Annotated in this window: 19 protein-coding genes; 9 read left to right on the top strand and 10 right to left on the bottom strand. The window is 65.7% G+C overall.

All coding sequences use genetic code 11. The features are described from left to right. Window positions 1-32: 32 nt before the first annotated feature. Both ACLB0R_RS07030 and ACLB0R_RS07025 read left to right on the top strand, forming a co-directional pair. Window positions 33-1,814, top strand: coding sequence for a hypothetical protein (locus tag ACLB0R_RS07030; RefSeq protein ID WP_240456262.1), 1,782 nt, complete (start codon window positions 33-35; stop codon window positions 1,812-1,814). A gap of 58 nt (window positions 1,815-1,872) precedes the next feature. Next, complete coding sequence (locus ACLB0R_RS07025; protein WP_298674892.1) at window positions 1,873-2,244, top strand: hypothetical protein; 372 nt, start codon at window positions 1,873-1,875, stop codon at window positions 2,242-2,244. Here the strand turns inward: ACLB0R_RS07025 and ACLB0R_RS07020 are convergent. Both ACLB0R_RS07020 and ACLB0R_RS07015 read right to left on the bottom strand, forming a co-directional pair. Next, the gene (locus tag ACLB0R_RS07020; RefSeq protein ID WP_416642562.1) at window positions 2,151-3,053 is read right to left on the bottom strand and encodes an ArdC family protein; all 903 of its coding nucleotides are present in this window, start codon (window positions 3,051-3,053) and stop codon (window positions 2,151-2,153) included. The genes ACLB0R_RS07025 and ACLB0R_RS07020 overlap by 94 nt on opposite strands. Window positions 3,054-3,436: 383 nt before the next feature. Continuing rightward, entirely contained in the window at window positions 3,437-3,640 is a 204-nt protein-coding gene (locus tag ACLB0R_RS07015) for a helix-turn-helix domain-containing protein (protein ID WP_416642561.1), read from the bottom strand. A 180-nt stretch (window positions 3,641-3,820) separates the two neighbouring features. Here ACLB0R_RS07015 and ACLB0R_RS07010 point away from each other — a divergent pair, with 180 nt between their 5' ends. The 6 genes from ACLB0R_RS07010 (at window position 3,821) to ACLB0R_RS06985 (ending at window position 12,565) form a co-directional block, all read left to right on the top strand. Beyond that, the gene (locus ACLB0R_RS07010) at window positions 3,821-4,351 is read left to right on the top strand and encodes an RNA polymerase sigma factor (protein ID WP_416642560.1); all 531 of its coding nucleotides are present in this window, start codon (window positions 3,821-3,823) and stop codon (window positions 4,349-4,351) included. A 12-nt stretch (window positions 4,352-4,363) separates the two neighbouring features. Next, entirely contained in the window at window positions 4,364-5,371 is a 1,008-nt protein-coding gene (locus ACLB0R_RS07005) for a FecR family protein (RefSeq protein WP_416642559.1), read from the top strand. A gap of 78 nt (window positions 5,372-5,449) precedes the next feature. After that, window positions 5,450-8,581: a TonB-dependent receptor gene (locus ACLB0R_RS07000; RefSeq protein ID WP_416642558.1), complete on the top strand. Its 3,132-nt coding sequence runs from the start codon at window positions 5,450-5,452 to the stop codon at window positions 8,579-8,581. Between the two features lie 5 nt (window positions 8,582-8,586). Continuing rightward, window positions 8,587-11,046: an alpha/beta hydrolase family protein gene (locus tag ACLB0R_RS06995; protein ID WP_416642557.1), complete on the top strand. Its 2,460-nt coding sequence runs from the start codon at window positions 8,587-8,589 to the stop codon at window positions 11,044-11,046. 240 nt (window positions 11,047-11,286) lie between these two features. Continuing rightward, window positions 11,287-11,490, top strand: coding sequence for a hypothetical protein (locus ACLB0R_RS06990; RefSeq protein WP_416642556.1), 204 nt, complete (start codon window positions 11,287-11,289; stop codon window positions 11,488-11,490). 160 nt (window positions 11,491-11,650) lie between these two features. Then, window positions 11,651-12,565 (top strand): polysaccharide deacetylase family protein, encoded by a 915-nt coding sequence (locus ACLB0R_RS06985; protein ID WP_434953800.1) that lies wholly within the window; start codon window positions 11,651-11,653, stop codon window positions 12,563-12,565. A 41-nt stretch (window positions 12,566-12,606) separates the two neighbouring features. Here the strand turns inward: ACLB0R_RS06985 and ACLB0R_RS06980 are convergent, their stop codons facing one another. The 6 genes from ACLB0R_RS06980 to ACLB0R_RS06955 all read right to left on the bottom strand — a co-directional run bounded on the left by ACLB0R_RS06980 (window position 12,607) and on the right by ACLB0R_RS06955 (window position 16,845). Next, window positions 12,607-13,095, bottom strand: a complete 489-nt coding sequence (locus tag ACLB0R_RS06980; protein ID WP_434953799.1) for a DUF3761 domain-containing protein — start codon at window positions 13,093-13,095, stop codon at window positions 12,607-12,609. 17 nt (window positions 13,096-13,112) lie between these two features. Next, the gene (locus ACLB0R_RS06975) at window positions 13,113-13,358 is read right to left on the bottom strand and encodes a DUF3761 domain-containing protein (protein WP_416642553.1); all 246 of its coding nucleotides are present in this window, start codon (window positions 13,356-13,358) and stop codon (window positions 13,113-13,115) included. A 162-nt stretch (window positions 13,359-13,520) separates the two neighbouring features. Then, window positions 13,521-15,311 carry an asparagine synthase-related protein gene (locus ACLB0R_RS06970; RefSeq protein WP_416642552.1) on the bottom strand — a complete coding sequence of 597 codons (1,791 nt, stop codon included), beginning with the start codon at window positions 15,309-15,311 and terminating at the stop codon, window positions 13,521-13,523. Beyond that, entirely contained in the window at window positions 15,308-15,745 is a 438-nt protein-coding gene (locus tag ACLB0R_RS06965; RefSeq protein WP_416642551.1) for a lasso peptide biosynthesis B2 protein, read from the bottom strand. The genes ACLB0R_RS06970 and ACLB0R_RS06965 overlap by 4 nt, the downstream gene beginning before the upstream one ends. Window positions 15,746-15,792: 47 nt before the next feature. After that, entirely contained in the window at window positions 15,793-15,981 is a 189-nt protein-coding gene (locus ACLB0R_RS06960) for a hypothetical protein (protein ID WP_416642550.1), read from the bottom strand. A gap of 270 nt (window positions 15,982-16,251) precedes the next feature. Then, window positions 16,252-16,845, bottom strand: a complete 594-nt coding sequence (locus tag ACLB0R_RS06955) for a GntR family transcriptional regulator (RefSeq protein ID WP_416642549.1) — start codon at window positions 16,843-16,845, stop codon at window positions 16,252-16,254. A gap of 323 nt (window positions 16,846-17,168) precedes the next feature. Between ACLB0R_RS06955 and ACLB0R_RS06950 the strand changes: the two genes are divergently transcribed. Then, entirely contained in the window at window positions 17,169-17,687 is a 519-nt protein-coding gene (locus ACLB0R_RS06950) for a helix-turn-helix domain-containing protein (protein WP_416642548.1), read from the top strand. A gap of 31 nt (window positions 17,688-17,718) precedes the next feature. On the opposite strand, the gene ACLB0R_RS06945 is transcribed toward ACLB0R_RS06950, so the two are convergent. Next, the gene (locus tag ACLB0R_RS06945; RefSeq protein ID WP_416642547.1) at window positions 17,719-18,180 is read right to left on the bottom strand and encodes a DNA -binding domain-containing protein; all 462 of its coding nucleotides are present in this window, start codon (window positions 18,178-18,180) and stop codon (window positions 17,719-17,721) included. Between the two features lie 760 nt (window positions 18,181-18,940). Continuing rightward, complete coding sequence (locus ACLB0R_RS06940) at window positions 18,941-19,483, bottom strand: cation transporter (RefSeq protein ID WP_434953798.1); 543 nt, start codon at window positions 19,481-19,483, stop codon at window positions 18,941-18,943. Window positions 19,484-19,535: the final 52 nt, after the last annotated feature.

Raw genomic sequence — 19,535 nt, 5'->3', positions numbered from 1 at the left:
AAACGAGGGCGGGGGCGCCGGCCTGGGAAGATATGGCCGTCTCGCCCTGGAGCCGATTCGGCGACGACGAATGGCGCCTCGACATCAGGACGTCGGGTCGCCGCGCCGATCAGAACCGGCTGCGCTGGGTCGTTGCGATGCCAAAGGATGCGAGGATCGGCATCGGGGAGCGCGCGGCCCTGATCCATGCCGCGAAGCACTTCCTCTGGTCGATGCGCGTCGATCCGCCAGCGGGACGAAAGCGATCATCGCTCGCGTCGCTTCATATGAAAGGCCTGATTCTGCGCACGCTGATCGGGTGGATGGCGATCGAGGGGCTGCGCCGCTTCTCCGACATCGACCCGAGCGCTGTCGATCGCCTGTGCGTTTGGTTGCGCGGTCGTCCCGCCCGCAATGGAAAGGCGCGGGTCAGCCCAAGCACGGTGAGCAACTACCTGCTCGCCATAAAGGATCTCTATCGGCAAAGAACCAAGCTGAGCGATGCTCCGCGCGTCGATCCGCTGCCGTTGGACACGACCTTCGAGGCGGCGGGCGTCACGCGCGCGACCAAAGGGACAATCCCGTTCATCCCGGATGAGGTCGCCGTCGCGATCCTTGGCGAAGCGTTGCGCTGGGTGGAGGAGCATGGCGAGACGATCATCGAGGCTGAAACGATCCGCTTACGAGCCAGGGCCATCGGCCTCGCTACCGGCATCTCCCGCCAAGCCTCCTACTATGTGCGCAGGGCGCTGCGGCAAGCGCATCTGACGGGACCGCTGGGGGACAAGTTGGATGGCGCTTACGCCGTCCGTCACGCCGCATGCCACCTCGTCGAAGCCTGCTACATCGTCATCGCGGGCTTCGTCGGGATGCGGGTGAGCGAGATCCTGTCGATGAAGGTCGGGGCGATCGAATACCGCCCGATCGGCGAGACCGGCGTGGATCAGGCCTATGTGGTGGCGCGGTTGTTCAAGACGGTAGACCATCCCGAGGGGCGGGAGGAACGCTGGGTTGCCCCCGCGCCGGTGGTGCGGGCCGTCGATCTGCTCGAACAGCTGAGCGCCCCGCTGCGTGCCGCGTCGGGACGCGATGAAATCTTCCTGGTCAAGAACACGCAATATGGCGAGATCGTGCCGGTGACCCACATGCACATCGGTTGGCGGATCAACGACTTCGCGCGGCACGTCGGCGTGCCCGAACATGAAGGAAAGCCTTGGTCGTTCAGCACGCACCAGTTCCGCAAGACCTTCGCTCGGTTCGTGGCACGGCGGGATCGATCACAGCTTCTCGGGCTGGCCGAGCACTTCAAGCATGCGTCGGTCGCGATGACGGCCCGAAGCTATGTGGGGAACGACTTCGATCTGCACGGCCTTATCGACCATGAGAGCCGCGCCGAAACCGCCGCAGCGCTCGATCAAATGCTGACCAGCAAGCGCCTTGGTGGCCGGATGGGGGAGCGTATCGTTGCCGGCAATGTCCGGTTCCGCGGCCGTGCCGGTGAGCAGGTCCGGCGCGACTATATCGCATTTATCCTCGCGGAGACCGATCTCCGGGTGCATGCCTGCGATTATGGCTGGTGCGTGTTCCAGCAGGAAACGGCGCGCTGCGGCGGTGAGGCCGGGCCGAGCGAAGCCGGGAGGGCGCCAGCGGTGTGCCTGTCGTGCGCGAATATGGTCGTTGAGGAGCAGCATGCCGGCTACTGGCGAGATCGGCGTGCGCGCAATGCTGCCCTGCTTCCCCGAGCCGGAGCGATGACAGCGGCGGTGCTGACCGAGGCGATCGAACAGTGCGACGGCGTGCTGGCAAAGATCGGAGGGCAATATGAGGGGAACTGATGCGTTGCGCCGATCTGACGCGGTCGCAAGGAGCTACCGGGCTGCACTCGCCAGACTTGTGCGCGGCGAAGGGCGGCATGCCGATCATGCTGGGCGCGTCGTGCGGATCAGCCCGGCTTCGGTCGCGCGCGAGGCTGGGCGTAGCCGCAATCCGCTCTACACGACCCATCGCGACATCCTCGACGAGATCGAGGCGGCGGCGGGTGGCCCAACACCGGCGACCGATCTGGCAGCGCGCATCGCCGAGCTTGAATCCGATCTGGCGGACCTGAGGGCAGCCGCGCGCCGTCATGCGGAAGAGAAGCGTCTTTTGGCGAGCGAGAACCTGACGCTGCTTCATCGCGCGAGGACGGCCGAGGACCGGCTCGCCGGCAGCCTACGGCGGATGCCGGACGCACCCGCCGCAATCCCAATTACGCCGCAGCGCTGAGTTGCAGCGCCGGCTGCTGTGCGTGCATCCAGTCGACCCCCGCCTGGGCTTTGCTCGCCGCAGTGAAGATGGCGGAGGTATCGTTCTACAGCACCCTCGCCCGCGCCGCCCGCGACAAGGACACTTGCGATGTTACCTACCTCGTGAAGGCAGGTGCGGTAATAGTTGATCTGGTCGAAGAAGGCGGGCTGCGGCGGGACCGACACAAAATCGAGCGACGGGACGTAGAAGGCCTCGCTTCCGCCGATCCGAAAGTCGACGCCCGATGCGGCGATGATTTCCTCGGCAACGGGCACGATCTCCCGCTCGGGCAGCGGTGCCGCACCGGACGCCAACCTCTCGCCCAACCCCTCGCATTGCGCGACATTGAAAACGGTAAAGCGCTTCAAGAACGGCACCGGCTTGGCGTCTTCTCCTGACGCCTCGGCCTTCGCCTTTTCGGCTTGGGGCACGAAGCGATCGGCATAGACCACGGTCTGCCCGCGCTCGCCCTTGCGGACGCAGCCGCCCGCCTCCTGGGCCTGCCGAAAGGTCAGCCATGATTGCGACGGAAAGCCCTGCTCGATGACGGCGCCCCACAGGATCAGGACATTGACGCCCGAATAGTTCCTGCCGGTCAGTGCATTGCGCGGCAGGCAAGGCCCCGCCCCCGGCACCGCACTCCAAGGCTGGACCCAAGGGAAACGCCCCGCTTCAAGTTCGGCGATAATCCGCGCGGTGACCTCGTCGTAGAGGTTCGCGCGGTTCTCGGTCTGGCGGTTATCGCCCGCACCCTTGCTGCGGGCACCACGGCTGGCTGGTCTTGGCACGGCTGCTCCCACGCCACCCCAAAAAGGCACAAAGCCTCCCCGCGAAGGCGGGGGTGGGCGGCGAGACGCGACCAAGAGGCCCGGTTCGAGCGGGCGACGACACCGAAGGGCGGAACGTGAGTGGAGCACCCCGGAAGCGAAAGCGTGAGGGGTTGGCGTCGCCCGCGACGGGCCTAGCCGGGAGCGCCGCCCGCACCCGCCGTAACGGGAGAGGCAACAAGCAGCGCCGTCGCGCAACGGCGCGGCGCCATTATTCTACGCCAGCGATCGTCACCGCATGGCCGAGACTTGGGCTACCAAGGCTCGGTGGCGAGGGTTCGCCCGAGCCATAGAGCGCGGTCGCGCATCAGCGCGAGGCGTCATCACCAAACTTCAAAAGGGCCCTAATGTTTGAAATTGGGATCGCGCAGTAACTTTTGCGCAAACGAGATTGGATCCGCCTTCAGCGCGACGAGCCATTCGATGACCTCGACAAAATCAAGGCGCCTTTCACCATTTTCACATTTTGAAATGAACGATTGAGGCCGATCAAGACGGGCGGCCAGTTCCGCCTGCGTCAGGCCGGTTTGCTTCCGCTGATCGATCATGTGAGCCAGAAACACACGATAGCGATGTGTGAAAACCGACCTCGACATGTGCTTTCTTTCGCCAAAGCACAGTTCGCTAAATCCTCTTTTGGAATATCCCAGAACGGGATATTGTTGGTTTGCTGCGGCTTAGCCTCCTTCACGTTGATGCCGCCGCTGAAGCATTAGCGGAGCTAGGTTGTGAGGCCCGTACGAGAATTTCCACACAAGATTTCCGAAGCTGGGGTAGCGGAGCCCTCTATCGACGACCTGTTCCGTCGCCATGTCGGCTGGCTGCGCGGTTTCCTCGCCCGCCGGCTGCGCGCGCAGCCGGCGGACATCGACGACATCGTTCAGGACACCTATCTGCGCGCCGCGCGCCAGCCCGCGACGGTGATCGTCCATCCCAGGGCGTTCCTCTCGCAGACCGCGACCAATGTCTTCCGCGACGGCAAGCGCCGCGAGGCGGTCCGGGCCCGGCACCGGGAAAGCGCGATCCAAGCCGCCGACAATGACGGCCCGGCACCCGGCCTTGCCGAGCAGGAAGCCCTGCTCGAACTCGAGCGGCTGATCCTCGCGATGCCGGAAATCTATCGAGATGTCTTCGCTTTGAGCCGGTTTCGGCATATGAGCAACGCGGAGATTGCAGCGCGGCTCGGCATCTCAGTAAAGACGGTCGAGTGGCGCATGGGCAAGGCTCTGGCATTTTGTACGAGCAGGCTGCGGAGCTAGATGGCGCCGGTCATGACTGGAACCCAACAGCACGGCGAGGACACAGCCGAGGCGGAAGCCGCCGAATGGTTCGCGCGCCTCAAATCGCTGCCGGTATCGCGCACCACGCTCCAGCAATTCTTCGACTGGCGGCGCGAGGATCGCCACGCCGAAGCCTTCGCCGCGGTCGAGCGCGTCTGGGAGCAAGCTGGCGATCTTGCCGACCGGCCGGCGATCCGGGCGGCGACCGAGGCCGCGGTCGATCGCGCGCCGCGCCAGCGCTGGTTCGCCTCGCCCTTCAAGCCGGCAGTCGCCGCGCTGGCGGCAGTGCTGCTAGTGCTGCTCGGCAGCGGCATCACCTATTGGCTGGTGCAGCCGGCCAGCAATGCCTATGCGACCCGCGTCGGCGAGCAGAGCATGATCGCGCTCGAGGACGGCTCGAAGATGACGCTCGATACCGATACGCGCGTCGTGGTCAGCTTCGACCGCGACCAGCGCCGCGTCGTTCTCACCAGGGGCCAGGCCTTTTTCACGGTCGCGCATGACAGCGTGCGGCCATTCCGCGTGACGGCGGGTGACGCGCAGGTACAGGCGACCGGCACGCAGTTCGGGGTGCGCCGCGACGGCGGCGCGGTCGATGTGACCCTGGTCGAGGGCAGTGTCCGCGTCGCGACGCCAACCGCCCAGCCGACGATACTCGCCGCCGGGCAGCAGCTGGCCCTCGGCGCCGACAAGACGCTGGTCGTGCACAAGATCGACACGGCCGCGGCGACCGCCTGGAAAAGCGGGCGGATCGTGCTCGACCGCTGGACGCTCGGCCGCGCGCTCGGCGAGGTCAATCGCTACACGACGCATCCGGTCGAGCTCGACGCGCCGCAATTCGCGGACGCGCGGTTGAGCGGGACGTTCGATGTCGGCGACATCGACAGTTTCGTCGCGGCGACAACGGCAGTGCTGCCGCTCGACGCAGTCCGCGATCCCGATGGCGCGGTTCGCCTGGTCGACCGGGCCGCTGCAAGAAAAGATTCCTCGACCAGTTAGGGTTGCGGCCATGCCGGCGCGTCCCCTGTTCCGCACCCCCGGCTTCGACCGGGGGGCAAGAGAACAAGGGGGATGAGGATGACCAGGATGACGTGGCGCAAGGTTCGGGGACGGATCGATCTGGCGAGCGGATGCGCGATCGCGCTCGCACTGGCGACGGCACCGGCCGCCACCAATGCCGAACCGGCACCGGCGGTCTATAGTTTCCGGATCGCGGCAGGGCCGCTCGACCACGCGCTTACCGCCTATGCGGCGATCACCGGCGAGCAATTGCTCTATGCGAGCGATCTCGTGGCGGGACTGCAAACGCCGGCCTTGGACGGTCGGCTTCGTGCCGACCGGGCGCTGGCGCGCCTGCTCGCTGGCACCGGCCTCGTCGCCGAGCGCGTCGGCCCTCGGACGATCGTGCTGCACGCGGGCAGCACGGGTCGTCGCGCGCCCGACAATGCATCCGGTGCTGCGAACCAGCCGGTGGCGACGCCGCGCACTGCCACCCCTTCGGATCAGTCGGTTGCTGGCAGCGGCAAGCCCGGCGTGGCGACTGAAACCGCGAGCCGGACTGCGCCCACCGACCCCGCGGGCGACCCGCCGCTCGACCAGGACATCGTCGTCACCGGCACGCATTTGCGCGGCGGCGCGGCGGGATCGCCGCCGGTCACACGGCTGACGCGCGACGAGCTCGACCGGCGCGGGTTCGCGACAGTGGCACAGGCGCTCCAGGCGCTGCCCGGCAATTTCGGGGGCACGGCAACCGAGCAGAGCACCCTTGCCTTTGCCGATACGACCGCGAGCAATGGCGGCTTTGCCACCGGCGTCAATCTGCGCGGCCTGGGGGCAGGCGCGACGCTGGTCCTTGTCAATGGCCAGCGGCTGGGCGGCTCGGGCACAAAGGGGGCGTTCGCTGATGTCACCAGCATTCCGACGGGCGCGCTCGACCGGGTCGAAGTGCTCCTCGACGGCGCCTCGGCGATCTATGGGTCGGATGCGGTCGGCGGCGTCGTCAACATCCTCTTGAGGCGCGACTTCAGCGGCGCGGAGACGCGGGCGCGGTTCGGCAGCGTGGCGCAAGGCGGCAAGCGCGACGTCCAGATCGACCAGACGCTCGGCAAGCAATGGGCAACGGGTGGCGTGATGCTGTCCTACGAGTTCGAGGACAGCGGCCGGCTGGCGAGCGCCGACCGGGATTATGCCCGGTCGGCGGATTCGCGCCCGTTCGGCGGCACCGACCACCGCAATATCTTCAGCCTGCCGGGCAATGTGCTCGGCATCAATCCTGTGACCGGCGCGTTCGGCGCGGCTTATGCCATTCCGCCCGGCCAGGATGGCCGTAACCTGCGGCCGGGCGACTTTATCGCCGGCCAGGCCAATCTCCAGAATTCACGGATCGATACCGATCTCATCCCGCGCCAGACGCGGCACAGCGTCTATGCGACCCTGACCCAGGTGATCGGCGCCAGCGTCAAATTGAGCGCGGACATTCGCTATTCGCATCGCGCCTTCGACGCGCGGCTGCCGGGCTCGCTCGCGATCGTGCAGATTTCGCGGACCAATCCCTATTTCGTGTCGCCGACCGGCGCGCCGTCGGACCTCATCGCCTATTCGCTGGCACCCGAACTCGGACCGACCGACACGCATGGGACAGCGCAAGCCTTCGCGACATCGCTCGGGCTCGACGCCGATCTCGGGCATAACTGGAAACTGAGGAGCTATGCGGCGTTCGCGCAGGAGCGCGAGTTCAACGAATCGCGCAACCTCGTCAACACGACCGCGCTCGCCGAAGCGACGGGCGTGATCCCCGACAATCCGGCAACGCCGTTCAGCACTGCGGTGCAGGGCTTCTTCAACCCCTATGGCACGGGACATTCCAATTCGCGCGCGATCCTCGATTTCGTCGGCGAGGGCTATTCGCGCTCGCGAACGTTGAGCGGTGTGCTTACCGGCCATGTCGATGCCGATGGCGCGGTGTTCACGCTGCCGGGCGGGCCGGTCCGGCTCGCGGTCGGCGGCGACGTTCGCCGCGAGACGTTCAGCCGCAGTGGCGAGAGCCTGTTGTCGACGGTCAAGCCGCTCGCCACCGCCAATGTCCGGGCCTCGCGGCTGATCGAGGCGGGGTTCGCCGAACTCCAGGTACCGCTGGTCGGACCCGGCAATGCGATGCCCTTCGTCCACCGGCTCGATGTGTCGTTGGCCGGCCGGATCGAGCATTATGACGATTTCGGCACCACCACCAATCCCAAGGTCGGAATCGGCTGGGTGCCGGTCGAGGGCGTGACGGTCAGGACCAGCTATGGCACGTCGTTCCGCGCGCCCAATTTGCGCGAGCTGCGCGATCCGCAGGCCTATTCGGTGACGACGCTGAGCCGCAATGGTGCGAGCGTGCCGGTCATTCAACTCTCGGGCGGCAATCCCGGGCTCAAGCCCGAAACCGCCGAAAGCTGGACGGCGGGGATCGACTTGGATCCCAAGGCCATCCCGCATTTGAAACTCACCGCCACCTGGTTCGAGACGGTGTTCAAGCAGCGCGTCGGGACGCCCGCCAGCGCCAATTTCGCCAATGCACTGGCCGACCCGACGCTGGCGCCGTTCGTCCAGCAGGTGTCGCCGCTGACCAGTGCCGCCGACCTGCAACGGGTCACCGCGCTCCTCAACGACCCCGCCTTTGTCGGCGGCAACAGCTTCCCGCCGACGAGCTTCGCGGCGATCGTCGACACGCGCTACGTCAATACCGGCAAGGTCGATGTGAGCGGCATCGATGTCGCGGCGAGCTATACCATCCCGGCGGGCGCCAGCGAGGTCGTCGTCGCGGCGAACGGTTCCTATCTGTTGCGCTACCGCGAGCAAGTGACCCCGACCTCGACATCGGTCGAGCGGCTCAACCATGTCGGCCAGCCGGTCGACCTGCGCGGACGGCTGAGCCTCGGCTGGCATCAGGGACCGGCCAATGCGCTGGTCGGCCTCAATTATGTCGCGCCCTATCGCGATCTGTCGGGAAAGCCGATCCGCGCCTGGAAGACAGTCGATCTCGAGATCGGCTATGCCGTGCCCCGAAAGGCGGGTGCGCTGAGCGGCGTGTCGATCGCGCTTGCGGTCCGCAACCTGTTCGATGCGGCGCCACCTTTCTACGACTCACCCGTCGGGGTCGGCTACGACGCCGCCAATGCCGACCCGCTCGGGCGCTATGTCTCGCTCCAGCTGACCAAGCGCTGGTAACGATCATGACGATTGGCTTGCGCAAGCTGCGGCAGGTTGCCGCGCTGGTTCTGGTTGTCGCGGCGACGCCGGTCGCCGCGCGGTCGTACGCGGTCGACGACATGCTCGCGGCTGAGGGGCTCGGCAAGGTCGAGGTCGCGCCAGGCGGGCGGTGGCTGGTGTTCGAGCGGCAAGTGGCGCTCGAAGCAATTGACCGGTTCGAGCTCGATGCAATGGATGTGCGGCGGGCGCGGCTCTACCTTGTCGATCTCGCCCGTCCCGGCCCGGCGACGCTGCTGCTGCCCGAGGCGGACGGTAGGGACGGCAAGGCGGGCACGATCATGCTCGGTTTCTCGCCCGAGGGCACGCGACTGGCGGTCGGGCGGCTCGACGGGGATCGCTGGACCCTGGGCGTCGTGACGCTGGCGACGGGCGCGGTCCGCTGGTTCGACCTTGCGCCCGATTATTCGGCGTTCCGGCCGACGCTCGCCTGGCTGTCGGAAGATGCGCTCATCGCCTTGGCCGCCGCCGGCACGACACCCCCCTGGGTCATCCGCCGCGACAGCGAGGACCAGGCAAGGCTCGCTCGTCTCTGGCAGGATCAACGGGCAGGCAAGGTCGCGACGGTCACGTCGATCGGCAGCGGGCGTTACGTGTCCGTCACGCCACCGGCGGCCCCGGTCACGCTGGTAAGGCTCGACGTGGCAACGGGCGCCGCCAAGGGGCTTGCCAAGGGCGATTTCGAGACGCTGACGCTGTCGCCCGACCGGCGTTTCGTATCGCTGACCGAGCAAGCCGACCCGATCCCGGTGACGGGCAACGCGCTGATCCGCCATTCGGACGATGTAAGGCGCCGCCGGCTGCGTCTCCTCGATCTCGCGCGTGGCGAGATGTGGACGCCGTGCCCTGCCTGCGACTTGCCCTTCGCACCACCGGTCTGGGCGCCCAAGGGCGAGAAGCTCCTGTTCTTCGCGCGTCCGTCGGCGGGGCCTTGGGCCAGCGGCGCGCCCTGGGTTGCCGACTTGGCGCGACGCACCGCAACGGCGGTACCGCTCCACGACGTCGTGCCCGATATCCTTACGCAGCGTGGTAGCTATGACAGCGTCGCCTTGGGTTGGCTCGGCGACCGGCCATTGCTGTTCGGCCGATCGGCAAAGGCGGCGCGCGCCGACTGGTATGCGTTGGGACGCGCAAGCGCCGCGAACCTGACCGCGAGGATCGATCGGCCGTCGGCGCGCCTGACAGCAAGCGGTACGCCGGTCATGCTGACGGCCAATGGTGCCTGGCCGCTTGGCTCGAGCGTGCCGCGCCCGGTCGTGACCGGCGTCGACGGGATCATTGATGCTGGATCGGGCTCAATCAAGGCGAGCGGCTCCGCCAATCTGGTCGCCTGGCGCAAAACTGCGACCGGGATCGCGGTGGCGTTCGCCGGGCAATCGACCCGACCGTTGATTGTCGATGCGATCGGTGCGGCGCGACCGGTCACCGCGAGCCGTGAGCAACAGGCAGTTGTGGTCGAGGACGTCGCCAACAATGGCGTCTCGCGGCTCCTGGTCGCATCGCCAGACGGACCAGCGCGCGAGGTTGCGACGCTCAACGCGCGGCTTGCCGATCTCGACATCAGCCCGCCGATCCCGGTGCGGCATCAGGTGCCGTCGGGCGCGACAGTGACCAGCTGGCTCTATCTGCCCAAGGCGGCAATGGGATCGGCCAAGCCGCCGCTCATTGTCATTCCCTATGCGGGCACGGTCTTCGGCGACACCGCGCCCGGCTTATGGAATCCGGGCGTCGGGCGGACCTATACCAATGTCGCCGCCCTTGTCGGGCACGGCTATGCCGTTCTGCTGCCGAGCATGCCCGATCTTCCCGCCAGCGACCAACAGCCGTTCGACTTTGCGAGCGAGGTGTTGGCGGCCGCCGACGCGGTGATCGCGCGGGGCCTGGTCGACCCCGACAAGCTCGGACTCTGGGGCCATAGCTATGGCGGCTATACGAGTGCGACGATTGCGACCGAGACGGACCGGTTCAAGGCGATTGTCGTGTCGAGCGGGATCTACGACTTCGCGGCCTTCCAGGGAAGCTTCGCGCTCCAGACGCGAATGCAGCCGGGCTATGGTCTCGGCATTCTCCCTTGGGCCGGCTGGACCGAAACCGGTCAGCCGCATCTGGGCGCCACGCCGTCGAGCAATCCGTCGATCTACACGGCCAACAGCCTGGTCTATCACGCCGACCGCATCACAACGCCGATGCTGATCATCGGCAGCGATTGCGACTTTATCGGGATCGACCAGGCCGAGCAGCTTTTCTCGGTGCTGTACCGCCAGGGCAAGGACGCCCAACTCTTGACCTATTGGGGCGAGAGCCATGTGCTGATGAGCCCTGCCAATGTCCGCGACGCTTATGGCCGGGTCTTTGCCTGGTTCGACGAGCATTTCAGCGGAACGGGATCGAGGCGCGCAGCACCTCCTGCAGCGGTCATCCCTTGATCAGCATTGCCACGACTGCAGCGATGACGCCGTAAACAAAGGATCCGGCGACGAAGGCGGTGATCGCCCAGAATTCCATGGCGCGGGCGCGCCGGCGCCAAGGGGGATCGTCGGGGTCTTGGGACTGTTGCATACCGACTTGCTACTCTGTTGACGCTGGGTAGGACAGCCGCGCTCGATGACGTCGGTTGCGTATCGGTCGACAATCGGCATGATCGGGCTCTCCAAGGGAGGACCGACATGCGTAAATTCATCGTCACTGTCGCGGCAATTTCGATCGCTGTTACCCCGGCATTTGCGGCACCGTGCCGCGATGCCAAGGGCAGGTTCGTCAAGTGTCCGGCAACGGCCGCCAAGCCGGCGACAGGGGTGACCAAGGACAAGACCGGCAAGTGCCATGTCGCTTCCGGGCCCAAGAAGGGCCAATTCACCAAATGCATGTGAGCTAGAGGGCGGGTTTGCGCCGGTCTTGTGCCGCCATGGCAATCCGTCCCATGAGGCTGGGTGGGGGGCGCAGCGAACTTAATCGGGGGGAAGGGTGCTGGTTGACGGAACGCCGTGGCGCTTGGGCGCCGCGATCGCTGCTTTTTCGCTTGTGGCGGGGGTGGCACTGGCGGGCGCTCCAGCCCGCGCCGAAGACGGCCGGGTGGCGCTGACCTTCGACGACTTGCCCGCGCTGACGCTGTCCCACGACCAGGCCTATGTCGATTCAGTCAATGCGCGGCTGTTGCGCAAGCTCGTTCAGCATCGCTTTCCGGCGATCGGCTTCGTCAACGAAGGCAAGCTCGATGAGCTTCAACGCGAGCGGCAGGTGGCCAATCTGCGCCGCTGGGTCGATGCGGGAATGGGCCTCGGTAATCACAGTTATTCGCATGAATCGGCAACCGACGTGACAGCGGCTGCCTATGTTGCCGATATCGAGCGCGGCGAGCCTGTGACCCGTTCGCTGCTTGCTGCCAAGGGGGAAACGCTTCGCTGGTTCCGACACCCGTACCTGGAGACGGGCTTCCCGGCCGCCGCCAAGGGCGCAATCGACGAGGGGTTGGAAAGACATGGCTATCGCATCGCCCCCGTGACGATCGATGCGGACGATTGGGAATTCGCTGAGCCCTATGATGATGCGGTCGCGCGGCATGATCGACCGCTGCAGAAACGGATCATGGCGGAATATCTTGCCTATACCGCCATTCGCATCGAATGGTCGCAACGCAGCGCGCGCGTCCTGTTCGGGCGCAACATTGCCCACGTTATGCTGCTTCACTGCACGCGGCTGAATGCCGACGCGCTCGACCAGCTCGCCAAGCTCTTTCGCCGGGCGCACCTCCAGCCGTCCCGCCTCGACCAAGTAATGGCCGATCCAGCCTATCGCACGCCCGATCGCTATGTCGGCAAGGACGGGCTCAACTGGCTTGAGCGCTGGGCATTGGTGCTCCACAAGGAACTGCCCTCAGCGGGCGACCAAGACCCGCCCCACTGGATCGAGCTTGCCTATGATCGGGTCGACGACGACCGGCGTTGACCGCCCGTCTTTCGACGGGACGGCCAATCACCCTCGTCAGCTCAATACCATTGCGCCACACCCTTGTGGCCGGCGCACGTACCCGAACGGTGCTTCGAGAAGCTCAGCGAGCCGTCCTTGCATTTGGCGGTCGCGCCATTGGGACCACCGGGGTTGGTGTTCTGGCCCGTCGCGGTGCTCGGCCTGGTAACGGCGGCTGCTGTCGCGGTGGGTTTTGAGGCGGTTGTTGGTTTGGTCGAGGCGGCTACCGCCGGTGCGGCGGGCGTAGCCTTTCCTTTGCACACGGCCTTGTTCGCGTTGCCCGGCTTCGAGCAGTCATAGTTGCGTGCGGCAGTGGTCGGCTTAGCGGCTGGGATAGCCTTGGGCACGGGTGTCGCGACCGGAAGGGGTTTTGCCGCGGTCTTGCAGGCCGCCTTGGTGGCATTCCCCGGCTTGGTGCAATCGTAATGCCTGGCGGCTTGGGCGTTGGCGGCGCCCGCCATGCCCAACCCTATAACGGCCCCAAGCGCGATAAACCCTGACTTGCGCATACTCGCTCTCCCTCTCTTCATAGCCACCGATCGACTCCTCCATGATGCGAGCAGCTACCTCGATGGCTTTCACTGAAGCTCCATGTACCGTCCCGGCACCGTGCAGACGCGCCAGCGGGAACTGCGCGGCTGAACACCGGGCGATGCACGCGATGGCCGCTTCGGGCCGTGTAATAGCTGCCCGATGCGTCATATCTGCCATAGGCAGCGTGATGGTGGGAATAGTGACGCGCTTCTGCCGCGGCTGGAGCGAGCAAAATCATCGCAATCGATACAACCGCTCCCCAACGCATCGACTCGTCTCCCGGCAGGCCCAATGAGCAAGATTATCTGTTCCGGCTTGTCGCGCAATGCACGAAGGCTTGAGCGCGTTTGCGGTTTCGCAGAGAGCCTGACAACAAACTCCCGCGTCGTGACATGCGCTGTCAAAGCGTCCCACGAGAAGCGATCTGCCTCACGTCTGTCCACGCTCGTGCCCAACGTTCCATCAGCAACGCCACGAGCAATTCCGTGTAGCAATTGACCTGCATGATGCGATCGGCATCGAGGGTCGCTGCGGTGCGATCGCGGTCGAGGATGTGGTGCTGCACCAAGACGCCGTCGAGCAGATAGTCGCGCAGGAACGGGACGCTCGATGCCAGCATGCGCCCGAAGAATGGCGTCAGGGAGCCTTTGCTGCGCCGGTCGAGCAAAATCTCGGGCAAGCGTTCATGATAGGCGTTGCGGACCATCGCGCGGTCGCGCTTGCCTTGGGTCAAGTCGAGCGCCGGGATCGGCAGGAACTGTTCGATGAGCGGCTGCGACATCAGCGGATGGAGCACGGTCATCGCCGACGCGCACCAGGAGCCGCCGAACGCCCCGCGCGCGGCGGCGAGGTTGAGAATCTGCAACTGCTTGGCCGGCGGCAGGTCGGCAGTGTTGTCCAGCCAAGGCAAGGGGCGTGAGATGCCGGGCATGTCGGGAGAGACGAGGTCGATGCGATAATTGGGAACGGCAAACGGCGTCGGCGCCAGCCGCGCACGAAGTGCCGCAGCAAGCACCGACCATACCGACGATCCGGTCCAGGCAGCGAGGTCGATGAGCACCGCACCTTGTCCAAACCATGGACGAGGATCGCGCCAGAGATCGGCGGCAATCATGGGGGTCGCGGGCTGGTAGAAAAGCGCGTCGCCGCCCTGGCCTGTCATCAACGTATCCGCACCGAGCGCCCGGCCGCGGGCCGCGAGGTTGCGATCATGGACGAAGCTCAGGCTGGCGACATTGGGGCGCAATGTGACGGGCATATCAGCCATCAGGGCCGCATCGATAACGCCACGGCCGACAAACGTCTTGGTAAGGTCGAGGCCGAGATGGTCGGCAACGGCTCGGGCATAGAGACGCTCGTCGCCGTCGCGATCGATCGCATGGTAATGAAACCATCCGGCGACCGGCGCACCGGCGCGCGCGAGACTTTCGGCGACGATCGCGGAATCGAGGCCGCCCGACAATTCGGCGATCGTGACCTTGCTGGTCGCAGCCCAGGCACGGATGCAAGCATCGATCGTCGTGCCAATGGCGCGTGAAGAATTCGGTGCGGACAAGCGCGCAAAGGACGCCGGTGACCAGTGGCGATGCGTCGTAATGCCCGCCGCGGAAAGCTCGACTCGCAGGCCGGGCGGGACGGCAGTGACCCCGCGAACCGGCAGCGCGTCGCCGGCTGCGCCGGCAAAGCGCAGCAGCGTCGCGACGCCTTCCCAATTGATTGCCAGGTCATCGGGCGGCGCATCGGCGAGGAAGGCCTCGGGCTTGGAGCTCACGATCGTCAGCGCGCCCGAGCGCCACTGGCAGCAATCGAGCATGCCGACCGGATCGCGATAGATGTCGAGCCGCGACGGATCGCCCTCGTCGATGCCGAGCGCCACGTAACCGCCCCAGCACTTTCGGGTCAGATGATCGCACAGCACCGCAAAGTTCGGCGAGCCGGTCGGCAACCGGCCGTCGGCGACATCACCATGGTCGGTCGCGTCGCGATCGAAGAGACGGCCGATCACGATCGTGCGCGGCCCGACCGGCGCGTAACCGGCAAAGGGGCCACGGGTAGCCGCGAAGACACGCCAACCCTCGGCATCGACCAGCGACCGCCATCCAAGCTTGCGCGCGGTTCGCTCGATCCTGGCGGCGGCCCGGTCGGCGGCCACGTCCTCGACAGGCCAGCGACAGGCGACATAGCCGCTCATGGTGGCCCACCTTCAACGCGCAGGATGACGGAAAATCCTTCGACCTTGCCGAGGCGCTCGCCAAGCAACAGGTCACCGTCGGCGATCCAGCAATGCGCATGGAACGGAAAGAGCGAGACGCCGAACACCCAATCGGCACTCACCCCATAGGCGCGGTAGAATTCGAGCTGGAAAAAGGACTTGAACAAGCACCGGTCGCGCAACGGGAGCCAAAGGCAGAGCCGGTCGAATTGAGCGGTCGCAACCGCGAGGTTGGACGGTGCCCGCCGCGTGAGCGGTCGCCCGGCTGCGGCGATCAGCTGCGCGAGGGACGATCGCCGATAACGCCATGCCGCCGCCAGCAACGCGCGAACGAAGCGCATGATCGCACCGAGCCCGACGGGGGGAACGGCCTCGCTACCAGTCTCGCGCCAGAACGGCGTGACAGGTTGCACCGGCGTGCAGCGCTCATGGCAAGCATCGGTTGCCAGCCCCTCGTCGATCAGCCGTTGGCGCAGCGCAGCGCAGGGTTGGGCGGCGCGCCGCCTTGTTCGGAACGGCCCGGTTCGTAGACGCAGTAATAGGCGTCGCTGTTGACATCGAGGATGACGATCCCGTCGGTCAGGCCGACGGCGTGAACGCCGGCGGCCAGATCGATCGTGTCGAACAAGGGGTCGGTCGAGGCGGTCATGCCAGCATCGGCAATTGGGGCACCGGGCCGAAGCGGCACCGGTGCCCGTGTCGCGCTTCAGTCGAAATAGCCGACCAGCATTTCCTGCTTGGCACCGATCGGCGTGCCCTTGGTCTGGCGGCGCGCTGAGCCGAGCTTGATGAGGCGGGGTTCGACTTTCTGCTCCTTGGTCATGGTGAGTTCCTTTCGTAGGGTTTGCCGCGACTCGTTCACGGCGCCCGGCATTGCGCGCTCGTCGAAAACATCATCCAAGCTATATCTCTGATATATTCATCGACTTGCGCCGCGACCGAAATGAAAGGCAAGGTCGGCGGCTGCGGCGATCCGCTCGTCGTGAAAGACGCGGCACCGCTCCATCGCCGCGCGCCAGTCACGACTGCCGAGGGCGCGCTTCAACGCGATCATCGCGTCGGTGCCGTCACCGAACAGGGCGATATCGCTACGCCGCAGCAGCATCAGTCGATCGTCGAGATACGCCTGGGCATCGGCAAGGATGGTATTACCCGACCGAACCACAATAGCGCGAAAGATGCTCCAGATATTATCGGGCGGATCAGCCGGCCCAATTGCGGGGGCAGCGTCGAGGGCGCTCGTTAACAATGTGAGGTGAAGCCGATACAGGTCGCCGATGTCGCGCGCGTCGAGCCGGGCCAGGTAATAGCCTTCGGATCGCCGCTCGGTGACGACGCCGCGACCGACCAGCCGCGACAGGACTTCGCGCAATGGCGTTACGCTGACGGCAAGGCGCGTCGACAGCTCCTTCAAGTTGATCCGGTCGCCCGGTCGATAGCGGCCGTCGACCAGCTGGGCCGAGACCTGCGCATAGAGGTCGTCGAACTTGGCGCGCTCCACCCGGTGCTGCATCGCCGGTCCTCCTCGACCGCGATACTCGTTCAACGACCGCGAAGCTGTCTATTCGCGAGGCCGGAGCCGGCGCTTTCGGTCAGGCCCGCGCATCTTTGCCGCGCGGCGTGACGCCGGGTCTCGCGGGCGGGACACATGTCTCCTGCGGGCGATGGACGAATCCGGTGGATGCCCAAGGGCATGCTGCATCTCCGGGACGGGCCGAATAGATAACAGTTTGGTGACAGCCGGCCTCGGATTATGTCTATAATCCCGAGGCTTGCCGTCGGCGCGGGCGCAGCCCGAGGCAAGCGGGTAGCCGGTATTGCGCTGAGGGTCATGGCATGAGGCATGCGTTCATCGAGGTCGACACCGGTGTGCGCATCCTCACGCAATCCCTGCGCGCGATCCGCAAGAAGCGCGGCCTGACCGCCGGCGAAACGGCGACAGCGCTCGGCATGCCGCTCAGAACCTATCAGGAGTTCGAGTCCGGTCGCGGCCCGCTCACCCATGAACGCCTGTTCGCCTTTGCCGAGGCAACGGACTCCGATCCATTCGCCCTGTTGCTGGGGGCCCTGTTCAGACAGCCCAACCTCGCGCTCGACTGCGCCGACACCAAATTCTGCATGATCATGATGATGTATTTCGAGGAGTTTACCGCCGATCGTGGCGGTGACATCGCCTATCTCGATCCGCCGAATCTCGCTGGTGGCTTCGATCGATTGTTCAAGGATTTGGGTGCGCGTCTCGACGATCGCGAGCGATTTCTGGAGAACTGGCTCGCCGGTCGGAAAGGATCGATCGGGCTCGGCACCTTGCGACAACGCATGGTCAATCGCGGCGGGCGCAAGGACAAGAACTGAGCGATCTCACCGCGCCCGAGCGGCCGGTGGGTCAGCGAAAGGCACTGCGCAAATGGGCGAGATGGCCATCGGCGGCGAGCCGTCGGGCCTGGCGGATCAGTCGATGCGTTCGGCTTCGCAAATAATCCGAGCCACCGGTCCAATCTCGCGCGACGAGTGCCGCACCGAACAGAGTTTCGGCAACCGCGCGATGGCTTGATGTCGCAGCCAGCACGTCGAGCACTCGCAACAGGTCTGCCTGGCGGCGCGCCTTGGCGCTGACCGGGAAGAGAGGTGCCGGGACGCGCCGGTCCCGAAAAAACATCGCCAGCCGGTGCAGCGCCAGCGCGCGCAGCACAAGCTGGTCGGTGCCGGCGAGGCGATAGGCAAGCCTGACCGGCTCACTGAGCAGCGTGCCGGACGCAATGCTCAGGCGGATCGCCGAACTGCCGGACCCGATCAGCACTTCCTCCCCGCCCGACCGGGTCTTCAGATGCACAGCCGGGACGGGCAAGGCCGCCAGGTCGAATGCGCCGCGGTCATCAGCATTGGCAGGCGCTGTGTCGACAACAAGGACGGTCGGGTCGAGGGCGGGATGCCAGAAAAGCCGCGCCTTGTCGGCCGTGCGGGTTGGTTCTTCGGCGAAATTGCAGGCCCCAGGGCGGATCGGGCTCGGTCCCGATTAGAAACTCGATCGTGCCTTGCGCGTGCAGGACCGGTTCGGCGTCTTGCATGGTTACAGTTGATGCATAGTCGACCCGGCGCCGGAGTATTTCCCAGGCGAATAAAGCCGGATTGCCGAGGCTGTCGACCGAAGGCAAATCCCGTGCGACGAGCGGCGGGATGGGAAGACGCGCGACCATGAAGACGCTCCTGTTTTGCAACAGAAGTCAGCCATCGCTCGGCCTCATTGTCATATATTCTGGATATATTCTGGGTATTTAGCGCTTCGCGGTCCGCGTTGCGCGCCGATTCATCCTGTCGAGCGCTGCACCGTTGCGGGACATGCGCGGCGTGGCTGTGGTTCATTGGCAGGATGTCCGCATCGCACCATCGACTCGGCAAGTTGGTCGATCTCGATGCGGTCGATGATGGCGAGCCGGCTCTTGGCGGTGCTCGGCCGGTGGACTTCGATCGCTACATCGCGGCACGCCCGACATCGCGCGGCTCGCATGTCGAGCTGGCGCAGGAGTGCGCGAGCGGTCTGTTCGATCTTTGCGGATCGGCCAGGCATATCGGCAGCGCCATCGAGCCGTGTCCGCCTTCGTCAGCGATCAGGCATTGGCCTTGTGTTCGGCGCGCGCAGCGGTCCAAACTTCCCGGGCGGCGTCGGCGTTCAGGAGCGCGATCGCCAGGCCAACCACAAGATCAGGCCATACCGAATGCCAGAGCAATGCGGTGACAAGGCCGGCCGCGATGATGGCAAGGTTCGCGATCGCATCGTTGCGGGCGGACAGAAACGCCGCCTGGGTCAGGCTGCCTCGATGGTGGCGATGCCGCGCCAGCATGAATGCACAACTGAGGTTGATGCCAAGAGCACCGAGACCCGTCACGGACAAGGATAACGGGTTGGGCGCAGCGGGATGCGTGAATTTGGTCCAGGCAGTGGCCAACGTCGCGAAGGCGGGGACGAGCAGCGGCACGGCAAGGAGCATCCCCACGCGCGCCCGCGCCCTTGCCGTCCAACCTAGCGCGAGCAGGATCAGGAGATTGACGGATGCGTCTTCCAGGAAATCGACCGAATCCGCGAACAACGAGACCGACCCGATCTTTCGTGCCACCGCGAATTCCACGCTGAAATAGGCGAGGTTCAGCAAAGCGACCCATTTGACCGTCTGGCGAAGTTGGGCGTTGGGCGGGGCGGTTAGT

It is taken from the genome of Sphingomonas sp. GlSt437 (assembly GCF_048015635.2).
Lineage (GTDB): Bacteria > Pseudomonadota > Alphaproteobacteria > Sphingomonadales > Sphingomonadaceae > Sphingomonas.
The sequence above is the reverse complement of the archived record's forward strand: the minus strand, read 5'-3'. Positions and strand labels throughout refer to the sequence as shown.